Below are 14969 nucleotides of genomic sequence, written 5' to 3'. Positions count from 1 at the left end.
TGAAAAATATGCAACTGACAAAACCGCAAAAATTGATATATGATATGGAAAAGTTTGCCGGTGGGACGATAGCAGTTATTTGTGGCAGCATACTTGTGAATGGGGATGAGGATTTATCCCTAATTAAAAAAATGTTAATCAACTTTATCAAATTAATACAGCACTTCGTATAGAGATTACGGAAATGGGGCATGAAGTTTCCCAAACAGTGTGCGACTATAATGGCTCAGTATGAAATAGATGGAAATACCATTAATTTGAAGAATGATGTAACAAGTCATTCCCTCGAACTGAAGGATGATGAATTGGTTGAGAAAGATGGGACTACATATTATCAAACGAAAAAAAGTGTAAGTATTAATTCGGATGAAAAGGATGAAAGCCGTTTGTTAGATATGGTGGAACGGAAAGAATAAAGTATGGAGGAAAAAATATGGCGAATGAATTAGCAACATCAAAAGACATAACGAATTACCTTAAGCATGTATTTGATTTAGAAAAAATGTTATACCAACAGAATGAGATTTTAGAACATTTACGAGATTCTATTGGTAGTGTGAATTATCAAATGAAGTTGGAACCAGAAATTTATCAAGAAAAAAGACCAAGTGTGGTGGGAGGAATTATAACAGCAATTGTATGTGCTTTTTTTGCAATTTTAGTTTATTTTGGTTATGTTTTTTTGAAATCACCAGAAGGTGGAGCTCCAGGATGGTTTTTAAACATTATGCTTGGAATTATTGGTATATTTGTTTGTTTTGTGGTAGGTGGAATTATTTTGGTTGTGTCTAATGTGGTTCAGACGCAATCATATAATCAGCAGGTGCGTATTACAAATCAGGAAAATATTGAGGAAATTCAGCGTTATAGAAAAAATTTACTGGAAAAGGGAAAGACACTAAACGATGAATATGCTCTTTTGGCAGATGAAAGAAAGAAGACAAAAGCAGTACTTAATAAATTTTATTCCACCAATGTAATATATCCCAAATATCGTTCTTTACCAGCTATAGCATCGTTGTTTGAATATATGCTATCGGAAAGGTGTTATGGGTTGACAGGACATGAGGGGGCATACAATTTATATGAAAATGAACTTCGTTTGGGACATATTATTAGCACATTAGATTCCATTTCGAGTGACATAAAAGAAATAAAACAGAATCAAAGAATGTTGTATGATGTTGTGTCAGAATCTCAAAAAATGACTAAAAGTATGTTTGAGCAGCAAGTTATGAATGGTCAGGTTTTATGTGATATACGAAAAAGCAATCAGATTATGCAGTACAATCAAAGTCAAATTGCGAATCGCATGGAACATATGCACTGGCTGGAAGAACAAAAATATTTGTGGGGATAGTAAAAACAAATTGTATGTAATAAAAGTAGAATTAGAAACTGAAAGGAAGTTGGAAAAATGAAAAAGAAAATAGTTGCTATCGTTTTAGCAATGGTGTTGCTAGTATCACATCAGATAACAAATAAACCGACAACAAGTAAAGCACAGCAGGATGCGACCAGTTTGGCACAGAATTTGAGTTTTACAGGAACTTGGAGCAGTGATAAGTGGCTTATGTCAGAGGAACAGGATGACTGGTATAAACTGGTTATCCCATCAGATGGACGTGTTGAGTTAAAAGTGATGACATATATTGATGGATTTACATATTTTCAGTTGTATACATCTGATTTTTCCGAACGATTATACAGGGATTATGCATACGATGGAAATATGACACAACCGGATACAAAGGTGGTAAATTATTCGTTATCAAAGGGAATCTATTATTTAAAAGTTGATAATGAGTCATATACAGGTAAATATCGTTTAAATGCATCGTTTACCAGTTATGGAGTAAACGATAATAATGCGCACTCTTATGATTCGCCGCAAACGTATTCTTTGGGAACTACGATTACGGGTGCAATTACGGCAACAGATGACCAGGATTGGTTTAAAGTAGTGATTCCGAAAAATGCTTACTATGTGTTTTCACTTTCGTCCTATGCAGATCCGTACACAAATTTTTGGATATATAATAAAGACCTTTCTGAAACAGAAGAAAATGGAGATGCTTATCAGGGAAGTTTATCAAAACCGGCTGTAACAAAGAAAGAATGTGTTTTAGCAAAAGGAACGCATTATATTAAAATATCTGGTGATGAAGGGAAATATATTTTTACGCTGTGTGCTTTGAATCAGTCAAATTGTGAGCATGCATATGAAAATACATGGGTAAATGAAACTTATTTACAGAATGGTTACACACTTCACAAATGCAAAAAGTGTGGTAAGACATATAAAGATGAATATATCAAAAAGAAAACGTTAAACCAGAATTATTTTTGGAGTATTGGTGGTGTGGTTGCAGGCAAGAAAAAGGTAAAACTTGGTTGGTCTACTACATACGACAGTGACGGCTATCAAATTCAGTATGCGCAGAACAAAAAGATGAAAAAAGCGAAAGTAATAAAAGTTAAGAATGGATACCGTTCAACAAAGACAATTAAGAAATTAAAAAAGAAGAAAAGATATTATTTCCGTATTCGTGCTTATAAGAAGGTACAGGGAAAAACAGTATATGCGAAATGGTCGAAAAAGAGAAGTGCAAAGGTAAAATAGAAACTAAAAATATGAGGAGCAAAAAAATGGAGAGATTATTATTTGAATCAAAAGGTGCGCCGACAAAGGCAGTTGTTATGTCAGGTGTAGGTGGTGGAATACTTGCTGTTTTGGGAATCGTTATTATTGTGATTTCACAGATGAAACATGCAACACATTCGGTGTATAGTGGAGTTTATGGTGGTGCGATGTCATACTCCGGCAGTTATGGAGGCGGATATTTAGTTGGTGAAGGGGCAAGGACGATGCTTATTGTATTTGGTGTCGTTAGTATTTTAGCGGCAATAGCATCTTTGTGTAGTTTGTTTGGAATTGCAAAAACCAGACTTATGGTATATGATTATCATTTAGAAGGAAGTTATTATATACCAATATTAGGTTTAACAATCCGTCGAGATTATTATGTAAAATATCAGGATATTGCTGGAATTACTAGAAATCAAAATGTTTTGATTATTCATATGGTGGGAACCCAGCAAAGAATTGCGGTAAAAAATAATCAGATGGCAGAAACGGCACATCAAATGATTCAGCAATGTATTGATTACATGAAATATTCACAACAAAATCAGGGGACGGTGAATTAAGATGGCAATGAAAAAAACAATGATGGTATTGTTAATGGTTGTTTTATTAGCTGGAATATTGTATCCACAAGGTGTTCATGCTAAATTAAAGAAGGGCATATATTTTAGTGGTTTAACTGGGAAAAGAAAAGACTTATATTCTGATATTAATATTAAGAAACTTTCAATGAAGGCAAATCGCTTAATTGTATATGGTAAGTTTCAGTATTCAAAGTCAATGAAGAATTTTTGGGCAGGTAAAAGAGTTAACCTCAAATACAAAAAAACAGTTTTTCCTTTAAAGAAAAAATGTAAAATGATATCCAGCGGAGGAGAAGGGCGTCCAGATAAATTGACTAAAAAAAGTTTCTTAAAACTGGCAAAACTCTACAATGGATTAGGGTTGAGCATAGTGGTAGATAAAAATGGAAAAGTAACAAAATTAGATATTTCATCATGATATCAATTCTGAAAAAGGAGTTTTATTTTATGAAACAATACAAAAAAATCCTATGTGTATTTATGTTGATTTTTGGCGTGATAGCAGGTCAGTTATATAGTCCTGCTTCAAGTGCAAAAATAAGCAAGAAAAAGCAGCACAAAATGTATCAAAGTCTTATCAAAAAGTATGATACACGTATGAAGAAATTAAGTTCCAAAGTGGAGAATTATACGGAAAAACCACGTACATTTTATGTATTTGCAGATATTGATAAGAATGGTGTGGATGAGTGCATTTTGCGCTATGTTGATGCATCCAAATGCAATACGGCAGACATATATAGTTTTGGTGAAACAACAGCAGTATATTCGATTGTAAAGGGAAAAGTGAAACCGGTTATCAAGATGCCACAAGACTATAGTCTATATGTACATTTTAACTATTGTACAATATGCAAAAAAAGCACTTATTGGCAATAAAAAAGGTTATAAGATGAAACGTTTCTAGATATGTCTGTACAAAAGGAGGTGACAAACTATAAATAGTCAAGAGGTTTTTGAAAAAAATTATACTTGTAAAAAGGGTAACTTTAACAGACCATTTGAATACATCGTATTTCAGATGGGACAGATAAATGTATGTAGAGCAGATATTAGCGAAGCTTCTGAACGTTAAAGTCTACATCCTGCCTCTCCAATGCATAGATGACTCTGATCAGTTTCTTTGCTACATGAGTAATAGCTACCCTGTGTTTTTTGCCTTCTGCACGTTTCTTTGCATAGTAAGTTGCAAAGGTTATGTCAAAACGGATTAAAGGAAGGCAGGCGTTAAGAAGAACGTAACGAATGGCATTACAGGCATCAATGGCAGCATAGGAAACAAAGAACAGGAAAAATAATCCAGAACTCTGTCGAGCAGCTGATGGAAAGAATCGGAGGCTGGACAGGGTTCTGGAACAGAAACCCGTAAATGATGGAGTCCAAAACGGACTGCACTCACAAAAGACCAACAGGAGGCTGTGGCGGCGTAGCGTCCACTGAGCAGATCAGTACCAAGACAGTTGAATGCAGGCCAGTAACAATCAAACAAAAAACAAGAGCTGTAGCCGGCATCGGTATTATCCGTGGGGCATGCCCCCGTCTAGGAGCTTGGCCGGCACTCAGTGTATGGTAGATGGTACGAAGGAAGTTGGCACACGATGCCATTAGACACGGAAGGTTCATCATCATAGTTGAACAGAGGGAAAATAGCCTTAATAAAGCAAAGAAAGAGGATGTTTTATTAATTAACCCCATTTATCAGCTATTCGGTACATGATACTACGATATCCATCACTGTAAGCTTTTGTTTTGAGGTAAATAAAAATCGTCAAAGCCAGTAAAATCAGTAGATTTGGGCTTGACAGAATAGGAAGGAGAATAGCTATGAGAAAAAAAATGATTATTAAGAAAATGCTTTGCAGTCTATTAATATGTGCAATGATTTTATCATCGGGAGATATGATTAACATAAAAAGCAGACTGGTCAAAGCATATGCTGCAGAAAATAAACATGAAATATGGGATGGAACAATTGATACCGATTGGGAAGGGGATGGAACAAAAGAATCGCCATATTTAATATCATCGGCTGCTGAACTTGCAGGTGTTGCGGCAATATCTGAAAATGATAGCAAAAAAAATTATTATGGAAAATATTTTAAGCAAACATGTGATATTTGGTTGAATGACATAAAAAACTATTCTGAATGGGAAAATGTGAAAGATACTTTGAATGTTTGGTCGGCTATTCCGTATTTTTATGGCGACTATGATGGAGGAAATAATACTATATATGGGATGTATTGTAATTCTAACAAACATAATGGACTTTTTGGAGAATGTGAGGGGGCAGTAATAAAAAATGTCACGGTAAAAAAATCGCTTATATGTTCTGAAAAGGCAGATTATGTGGGAGGCATAGTAGCGTATGCACGAATATGGTCGTCAAGTTATTATCCAAGTTATGCACCTCCAAGTAGATCATCGTCAACTATAGATAATTGTAACTTTTATGGAAAAATTTACGCAACTGGATGTGGGGAGGTTGGAGGTATTGCTGGAGTATCATCAAGCAGTACTAATGTCAATAAAATATCAATAACAAATTGCAATAACTATGCTGAAATTGTAGGTGGAAAATCACTGGGAGGAATTGTGGGCTGTGCATCACAGGATTTTAATGATACAGAGATTAGCAATTGCGCAAATTACGGAAAATTGAAGGGAGAAGAGTATAGTTCCGGTTCAGTGGGAGGGATTGTTGGAAAACAAGTTGGTGATGACGGCGGAAAAATCACCATAGAGAAATGTGAAAACAAAAATGATGTTTCTGGTGCTATGTATGTTGGGGGAATTATTGGATATGCTTATCCTAAATTTGAATCAATATGTCAAATGTCAGAGTGTTTTAATAAAACTCAAATTAATTCAGCAAATGACAATGGCTATGCTGGAGGAATTATCGGTATATCATATGCATGTGTAGGTGGTAATACAAATGTATTGAACTGCTATAACTCTGGAAATATATTGTCAGAGGGGTATGCAGGTGGAATTGCGGGAGCATACCGGCATCAAGGTAGTTATGGTGCAGGACCTACTACTATAAAGAAGTCATATAATGGAGGAAGTATAAACGGGAAAAAAACAGGTGGAATTATAACAGTAACGGCAAATTCAAGTTTTACAGATAATTATTACATAAATGCAGAGTATACTGAAAAAAATAGTGCGGGAAAGGGTTTGTCGGTCACTCAGATGAAGGATAAAGGTAATTACGGTGGCTTTGATTTTAATAATGTATGGAAGATGGGGACGGAGTTTCCAGCCTTATTATGGCAAACAGAAGAAGAGTATGAAGCAGACGATACGGTTGTGGACGACTATATGGTCGAACAGGTAAAAAAATACACATCCGATGACATATATACGCAATATGATAAGATTATGAACTCGGGCTATTCCGCAGAGTTGAAGTTTAAGCAATTAAATGATTTTTTTAGAACGAATGGTTTAGTGGACGCCAAAGAAGGAATTGAATATTTAAGTAATACAACATCACACCGGAATAGTTATAGGTATTTAACGACAAATGAAGTATATTGTGCGTTTAATTTTTGGGAATGGTTATATTCAGATTCGGCTACTGGTGCAAGAGGACTTTTGTATGCGGATGGATTGATTTTAAATGGTGAAGTGTTTGATTATGCAGATGTAAGTACATATTCAGAAAATGACTATCCGGGGGTAAAGAAAAATAAAGAGATGCTTAGGCAGTTTATGTGTCATGATGTTCCCAAAGTTGAAGTTTTTGAAAATGCAAATAAAACTGCTAAGTATTTTAAGAATCTGCTGAAACTCAATAATATTGTTGAAACGGAAGAAATGGAAAGTTTGATGAATCAAATTTTAGTTTGTGATTCAGAATCGAAATTGAAGGAATTTCAGGCAGAGTTCATAAAAAAATATGTCGTACCAAAAGAAAAGAATGTGATAAATCTAGATGGTGAACTTTTTTCAGAAGCTCTTGGTTATGCTTCAAATATCATTTCTTTTACTGGTGCGACCGCGAATGATATCCTTGGAATACTAAATTTATCAAAGGAAATGGAAACATATAAGACATATAGCAATTTTTTGACTACTATATATGAAAATAAGGATGTATCATTTGAAATGCGGTTGGCAGCGTATTCGTTGCTAAATGAAATTAAGAATGGCTATATGAATAAACTTAAAAGTATATTGTCAAATTGCATTAGTTTAGAAAAGGGAATAATGAAAATTGATGAGACCGTATTTAGAGAATTTATAGGTGAAGGTGGTGAACTGTTTTTAGAGGCAGTAGGAACGCTTAAATTGGCAACTTTCATTTCAAATATCGTAGTTGACACAGGCGATTTTGTGAAACAGGCAGCGTATACACAAGGATATGCAGAACTTGCAACTCTATATAGTCTTAAGCTAAAAGAGGATAAAACAAAATTTCAGAGTGCAAAAACAGCTGCTAATGCGTGGGAATTTTTTGAAGATTATACAATGCTTTGGGCTTTAAGGTATCAGGGGGAACAACAATACTTAAAGATGAACACCATAAAAATGTTTCTATTTGAAAAGGTGAAAACATTTAACTATGATATGAAAGAGGAAGTGGTAAATGATACATTATCACAGTTAAACACAAGAAAATTTGAATTTTCTGATAAATATTCTGTACCAAAGTCAATTATGTATAATAAGAAGTCGGTAATTAATTGTCCTGTAGATGTTGAGATAAGTACAAAAGACGGGAAAATAATTGAGGTATTACGCGATGGAATTGAAAGTGATACGACAAATGAATATGGGAGATTTGCAGTTGTATATCAGCCATACAGTGGTGAATATGCAAAGGTTATATGCCAAAGTACAGATGAAGAACTTATTATTAAGGCAACCGCTATATCTGATGGATTGGTAGATTGGCAGATGTCTACAAACCAAGAGGGGGAATGTGTGGTTTACAGTTTTGACAAAGAATATGTTGCAAAAGGAGATGTTGTTGAAACTACCAGTAAAATAGATAATGAATCGACTTATGCTATACGAAAAAACGGAGAGAATACAGTATGTAAGTTTGTTGAACAGAAAACAAATGATTATATTGCCGTTAAAAGTTTGATGATAAAGTCGAATTCAATTAATATGAATGTTGGTGAATATCAAGTTGCGCGAATCAGTGTGTTGCCTAAGAATGCAACAAATAAAGATGTTAAGTGGCGTTCTTCGGATGAAAATATTGTGACTGTTAAAAATGGAGTTATTTACGCTAAAGGGGTAGGACAGGCCAATATATATGCAAGAGCAATAGAGTCCAACGATATTCAAAAAGAAATATCCGTAACTGTTAAGAAAATACAAGAGGAGGCAGCAAGCACACCAACACCATTGCCGACAGTAGAACCGACAGTAGAACCGACAGTAGAACCAACAGTAGAACCAACAGTAGAACCAACTGTAAAACCAACTGTAAAACCGGAATTTACAGAGGCACCGACTGTGAAACATAAAGCTTTATCGTCTCAAATATCTACCAGCAATGCCATGAAGAAAGAGCATCAGAAAATGAAAAAGAATACAGATATTAAAGTGGGTGATATCGTAACGCGAAAGAAAATGAAATACAAAGTTACGAAAGTAGATGCTGCTGGTGCTGGGGAAGTTATTTTGATTAAAGTAAAGAAAAGAAGGAGTGATAGGAAGTTTAAATCGTTAAAAATTGATAATTATATCAAGATTAATGGTAAATTGTTTAAAATAACAGCTATAAGTGCAAGAGTGTTGTGTAGATATAAGTATTTGAAAAAAATAACTATAGGCGGGAATATAACTACAATTGGTAAGAAAGCATTTTATCAATGCACTAAATTAAAAAAAATAGTGATACTTTCTACAAAGTTGAAATCGGTTGGAATCAAGGCAATAAGAGGAATTAATAAGAGAGCTAGGATTAAGATTCCGAAAAAGAGTTTAAAACCATATAAAAAAATATTTAGGACTAAGGTCGGGTATAGAAGGAGTATGAAAATAAAAAAATAAACATGAATTATTTGAAACTAGAGTTTTTTCTTATTTTATAAGGAGGCTGATATTATGAAAAACAAATTTGTTAAAGTGACCTTGATCGCATTGTTATTTGTAACGGTTGTGTGTACTACAAAATCAGTATGCTACGCCATATCAACAAGTCAGGTAAGCAGTAAATTGAATTCATTGATCTCACAGTATGAGAATAAAAACAGCTGGCCGTCTTCTTATGGGGCGCAGTGTTATTCCTTTGCACACTTTGTTTTCAACTCTGTGTTTTCTCGTAGTGGAACAGTGGGCTCATATTCGAAAGGGACAGAGTATAAATTTAATTCGCCGGCTAAAGACATTAATGTTATAGGAACAGTAGCACCAGGATGTTCCTTAGACAGCATGAGTAATTTGCTGAGAAAAGCAGCACCGGGAGATTATGTACAGCTAAAAAGAAGAAAAAGTGGAGGACCACATTCGCTGATTGTTGTTGGGATAAATCAATCAAATAGTACAATTGAAATTTTTGATGCAAATACAGATGGAAGAAACACAGTAAAACATTATTATAAATCGTTTTCAACATTTTACAATGAAAATTCTGGGATGTCAGTATATCGATATGCAGGTCATACTGTAAGTTCAGGATGTAATTGTTCGACATCTTATGCAGGGGAGTATTATGTGTCTACAAGCAGTATGCCGTTGACAATGAGGAGCGGTCATGGTTCCGGTTATTCTTCGGTTGCATCAATACCAAAAGGCCAAACGGTTTATGTAAGTAAAGCAGATGGAGCTTGGGCACATGTTAGTTGGAATGGTATAAGTGGTTTCTGCAGTCTACAGTATTTAACTCGAAAGGCTACAATTAAAAATCCGGTAGGAGTACTAGATAGTGTTGTTGATAAAATGAATGAGATTCGAGTGGCGGGATGGGCATTTGATGGAGATGATTCAAGCCGTTCAATTGCAGTTCATGTGTATATTGGAGGTCCTGCGGGGTCAAGTGGTGCAGAAGGATTTGCAATTCAAGCGAATCAGTATAGAGCCGATGTAAACAAAGCATATGGGATAACGGGAAATCACGGATATTCTGCAACGCTAAGTACCACGAAAACAGGAAATCAGACAGTATATGTATATGGAATTAACATAGGCTCCGGACAAAATACATTATTACAACAAAAGAATGTATATATAAGTAATGATACACAAAAGCCGACAATTTCAAATATACAAGTATCGGATATAACAACTACAGGATATACAGTTACTTGCACAGTGTCAGATAATAAGGGCGTTACCAGTGTCAAATTTCCATCTTGGTTACGTGAGCAAACAGGTAATAATGCAAAGTGGTTTGATGGTAAAATATCTGGGAATAAGGCAAGTTGTCGAGTTAGCGTATTAGATTTGGGAAATAAGAAAGGTGTATATTATACTCATATTTATGCCTATGATAAAAAAGGTAATCAAGTATCTGCTCCAATCAATCCGGTTTCGATCGATGCTAAGGATATTACAGAATATGAACCGGTAGATTTGGGTGATGATTTTACAGCTTACATAATGATAAGTTCACGCAACAAAGTAATTTCTGCTTCTGATACGGGAGATAATGTTGTAAGTAAGGCAGATACAAAAAGCAGTTCACAGCGATGGCGTTTTATTAAAAATAGTGATGGTACATATAGAATTAGTAATAAATTGAATGGAAAATGCTTGGATGTATATGGTGCTAAGTCTGCATCTAAAACAAATGTTCAAGTTTATGAGCCAAATACTTCGGATGCACAAAAATGGTATATATATAGAGCTGAATATGGACAATATTGGCTGAGACCAAAATGCAGCAAATCGTGTGTCCTTGATTTGGATGGATATAATCAGGCAGATAATGCCAATATACAGATATATACTTTTAATGCGTCTTCAGCCCAAGGTTTTGTTATCGTGGATGATAAAAAACTAAGTGAACGAAAAAGTGTGAATTTAGGAGATGAGTTTTATGCTAAAATAGAAAGTGAATGGGATTCAAGGATTATATCGGTTGATAAGAATAGTGGTAATGCAATAAGCAAAGCGGATGAAAAAAATGCGGGGATGTTTTGGAAGTTTAAGCAAATGAGTGATGGTTGTTATATTATTACATCACAGTGTAATGAAAAAGTACTAGAGGTAGAGAATGAAAAAAATTCAGATAATCAAAATGTTTGTACAGGAATGGCTAGTAGTGTAAACGGACAAAAATGGCGATTGTATGAAGCGGGAGGTGGATGTTATTATTTCTCACCGTTAAGTAGTGAAAATAAGGTTATGACATTGGCTGATTATGCTTCTTTAGATACAACTAATATAGTAATTCGCCAACTTATTACAACCATGGATCAACGCTTTAAAATTGTAAAATGTTCTCATCAATGGAAGAATATAGAAACAGTTAAAGCATCTTGTGTAACGGATGGCTATAATATAAAACAATGTTCTTTCTGCAATAAAATAGAAAAAGAAGTGGTGGCGAAAACAGGACATAAAATTGTCTTTGACAATGCAATAGAAGCAACAGACAAACGGGAAGGTTTGACGGAAGGAACGCACTGTGGTATTTGTGGTGTAGTACTGATCCCACAGAAGACGATTCCAATGTTAATACCGAAGCCTACGGCAACAGCAACTGCAGTTGTACCAAAACAAACGGCAGAACCTACGGCAACGACCACAACGGTAGAACCGACAGCAACGGCAGAACCTACGGCAACGGCAGAACCTACGGCAACAGCAGAACCAACACAAACGCCGAATATGTCTACACCAACGCCTATTGTACCGGTACATACATTAGAGCCTAAAACAAATTCTGATGAAAATACTATATTGTCAGATGCTTTTTTTAAGGATTTGAATGGAACAACATATAAGATATTAACAAAAAATACAGTTGCTTATGAAAAACCAATTAATAGTGCTATTACCAAAGTAGTTATACCGAAAACTATTTTCATTAAAGGGAAAAAATATGATGTGGTAGCAATTTCAAAATATGCTTTCTCTAAATGTATCAATTTTAAATATGTCTCTATTGGAGAAAACATAAAGGTAATTGGGAAAAGGGCATTTTATAAATGTAAGAATTTGAAACGGATAGTAATAAAATCAACAAAACTAACAAGTACCGCAATTGGGTCAAAAGCATTTTATGGTATTTCAAAAAAAGCAAAGATTAAAGTGCCAAAAAATAAGATAAAGGCATATAAAAAGCTACTTAGGTTAAAAGGAATTTCACGAAAAGCCAAACTAACCCACTAATAAAACTATTTTACATAAAATCAACTGAGGCGTTACTCGCAAGAGTGGCGCCTCTTCTTGCGTTAAAAATTAGGAAAAAATATATTGGTGGTTTATGTTATGCTTATTAGTATGGAATATGTTGCTCAGGAGAATATTAGTGGTGAAATATATACAGTCGGCAAATTGACAAAAATTAAAACTAATGTATATAATATCATAAAGAATGAGTGCAAAAAAATTGCAAATGGATTCAAATAACGTAGTAAAGAGGTGTGCCATGAGTATTAAAAAAAAGAAACAACTATCAATAATCCTGATTTTATCAGTTATTTCTGCACTTATGCTCTCACAGCCTGTGAAGGCATCGGATGACAATTTTGAAAACGATTGGAAATATCTTTGTGATTGGGTAGATTGGGATGGAGAGAAATTAGTAAATCGCAGTTTGGAAATGTATCAGATGAAATCTTATGATGAGATAGAAATAACCCCCATGACTTTGCAGCGAGTAAATGGTGTGACCAGGATGAAGGTTAAGGTTGTTAATCATTCAAAAAAGGATTATGAAAATTTAAAAATTTCAATAGGGGTATCGAATGGGTATAATGATTACATGTACAATTGTTTTATTGCTGAAATAGGTGAATTATTAAGCGGTGAATCATGGATTTCTACTAACATGGCGATGAATTGGACGACAAGTGTTTATGATGAAGATACTGCCATATTTGCAAAAAGCTGGTTTGTGAATTACATATCAGAAAAGGGAGAAAAAAGTGATAAAATAAAAGATTTACCGTCAACATATTATGATTACCAAAGACGTGTAGACTGGGTGGAGAAAATCGCAGAGGATACATGGATGAATTGCTCGCCCAACATAATTCGTTCCAGAATCATGGGAGGATTCAAATTTGAAGATATGGTGGTTTTGTATCGAAACAAACAAATTAATATTACAGCGAACGTTACAAATGTTACAAACAAGGAATTACCAATGGTTGTATTTGATTTGTATTTTGTCAATAAAGAGGGAAAAGAAATCATTACTTATGGAGGCATTCTGCAACCAACAAAACCAGGGCAGACAGTAGAACTTATAGCATCGGCAACATTGGATCATGCGCTATATGCATATGATTGGTGTGCGACAAATTGGGCAAGTAAAAATCCGGAAGATAAAAACACTTATTTTAGTGATGAAATTTGGCAGGATACAAATCCTTTCCCAATAACAGAGCCTTTGCCGGAGAAAAAAGAATTTATAAAAAAATATAATTGGTTTTCAGGTTCAGATGCTTCTGGTTTATCAAACAATTCACCGGATATGTATAAAAGTTTTTCGGATCATAGCAGATGGTGGTCATTTGACGATGTAAAGACAGATTTAATAAATGGTCAATTGTCGACGGTGATTCGAATGAAAAATGAATCAAAACGTTCTCAGCGTCCAACAAAACCATTGATTGCTTTTTACGATAAAGATGGAAATTTGCTTGGAAAGGAGTATGGTGAATGGTTCCATGAATTAAAGCCGGGAGATACGCAAAATATCATTTGCTCATGGAGAAATAGAGATATATTGTCAGCATATTCGTACCGGATTCTTGAATGGGAGGAAAAAGTGGATCAACGGGAGTATTTTCCGGATGGGAATAACGCTGAAGAAACGCAGATGCCAACACAGACGCCAACACAGACGCCAACACAGACGCCAACACAGACGCCAACACAGACGCCAACACAAGCGCCAACACAAGCGCCAACACAAGAGCCGACACAAGCACCGACACAAGCGCCAACACAAGAGCCAACACAAGCACCGACACAAGCACCAACGCAGACACCAGTGCAGACACCGACACAAGTACCCTCGTTTTCATTTGAAAAAAGCAAGGTAGATAGAGTGACGGCAAGTTGTACTAGCAGCAATAAGATAAAATTGGTATGGAAATCTTTTACCGGTGCTGTGAAGTATGAGGTGTTCCGAAGCAGTAGTTTGAAAGGAACATATCAAAAAGTTGGAAGTGTTTTAGGAGATAAACATACATATCTGGATCGTTTTGTAAAGAAAAAAAATACGTATTATTATAAAGTTATTCCGGTTTTTTTTCAGGGGAAGGGCAAAAAGAAGTATGCCAAAATAGTTGAGGCAAAAACATATGCTTATAATCAACCACAAATTGTTGTGAAAAAAAAGCAGACGAAAATGGGAAAACGTTATTTGGAAATCAAGTTTTTGAAGTATGAAGGAAAGTATGCAGATATTTATATGGGTGAGCAAAAAAAATATAAAAAACTGAAATTTAAGAAGAGGATGATTAGGAAGAATAAAGGACGGTATCGTTTCCTTTATACAAGTTCAGGGCATATTGTCTACATAAAAACAAGAACTTATTCAGGGAACAATAAAAAAAGTCCATGGTCCAAGGCTTATAAAATTAAATTATAAA

11 protein-coding genes are annotated in these 14969 nt (G+C 34.9%); all 11 read left to right on the top strand.

The annotated features are described in order from the left end of the window. The first annotated feature begins 8 nt into the window (after positions 1 to 8). Positions 9 to 173 (top strand): hypothetical protein, encoded by a 165-nt coding sequence (locus tag DW005_RS13740; RefSeq protein ID WP_181974918.1) that lies wholly within the window; start codon positions 9 to 11, stop codon positions 171 to 173. A gap of 18 nt (positions 174 to 191) precedes the next feature. Next, a complete protein-coding gene (locus tag DW005_RS02325) occupies positions 192 to 416 on the top strand; it encodes a hypothetical protein (protein WP_117477997.1) in 225 nt (74 codons plus the stop codon). 17 nt (positions 417 to 433) lie between these two features. Then, positions 434 to 1360, top strand: a complete 927-nt coding sequence (locus tag DW005_RS02320) for a DUF2975 domain-containing protein (protein WP_117477996.1) — start codon at positions 434 to 436, stop codon at positions 1358 to 1360. A gap of 57 nt (positions 1361 to 1417) precedes the next feature. Continuing rightward, positions 1418 to 2623 carry a hypothetical protein gene (locus tag DW005_RS02315; protein WP_117477995.1) on the top strand — a complete coding sequence of 402 codons (1206 nt, stop codon included), beginning with the start codon at positions 1418 to 1420 and terminating at the stop codon, positions 2621 to 2623. A 26-nt stretch (positions 2624 to 2649) separates the two neighbouring features. Further along, positions 2650 to 3210: a hypothetical protein gene (locus DW005_RS02310; protein ID WP_022376670.1), complete on the top strand. Its 561-nt coding sequence runs from the start codon at positions 2650 to 2652 to the stop codon at positions 3208 to 3210. A 1-nt stretch (position 3211) separates the two neighbouring features. Next, positions 3212 to 3649: a hypothetical protein gene (locus tag DW005_RS02305; RefSeq protein ID WP_022376669.1), complete on the top strand. Its 438-nt coding sequence runs from the start codon at positions 3212 to 3214 to the stop codon at positions 3647 to 3649. Between the two features lie 29 nt (positions 3650 to 3678). Continuing rightward, the gene (locus tag DW005_RS02300) at positions 3679 to 4110 is read left to right on the top strand and encodes a hypothetical protein (protein WP_117477994.1); all 432 of its coding nucleotides are present in this window, start codon (positions 3679 to 3681) and stop codon (positions 4108 to 4110) included. Between the two features lie 945 nt (positions 4111 to 5055). Continuing rightward, complete coding sequence (locus DW005_RS02290; protein ID WP_117477993.1) at positions 5056 to 9249, top strand: leucine-rich repeat protein; 4194 nt, start codon at positions 5056 to 5058, stop codon at positions 9247 to 9249. Between the two features lie 54 nt (positions 9250 to 9303). Continuing rightward, complete coding sequence (locus tag DW005_RS02285; RefSeq protein ID WP_117477992.1) at positions 9304 to 12534, top strand: RICIN domain-containing protein; 3231 nt, start codon at positions 9304 to 9306, stop codon at positions 12532 to 12534. A 99-nt stretch (positions 12535 to 12633) separates the two neighbouring features. Continuing rightward, positions 12634 to 12774: a hypothetical protein gene (locus tag DW005_RS13735; protein ID WP_181974917.1), complete on the top strand. Its 141-nt coding sequence runs from the start codon at positions 12634 to 12636 to the stop codon at positions 12772 to 12774. 19 nt (positions 12775 to 12793) lie between these two features. Next, complete coding sequence (locus tag DW005_RS02280; RefSeq protein ID WP_117477991.1) at positions 12794 to 14968, top strand: PT domain-containing protein; 2175 nt, start codon at positions 12794 to 12796, stop codon at positions 14966 to 14968. Position 14969 lies beyond the last annotated feature (1 nt).

Origin of the sequence: Clostridium sp. AF36-4, from assembly GCF_003435975.1 — a bacterium.
Classification (GTDB): Bacteria; Bacillota; Clostridia; order Lachnospirales; family Lachnospiraceae; genus Eubacterium_F.
This window is presented reverse-complemented; position numbering and strand designations above follow the sequence as displayed.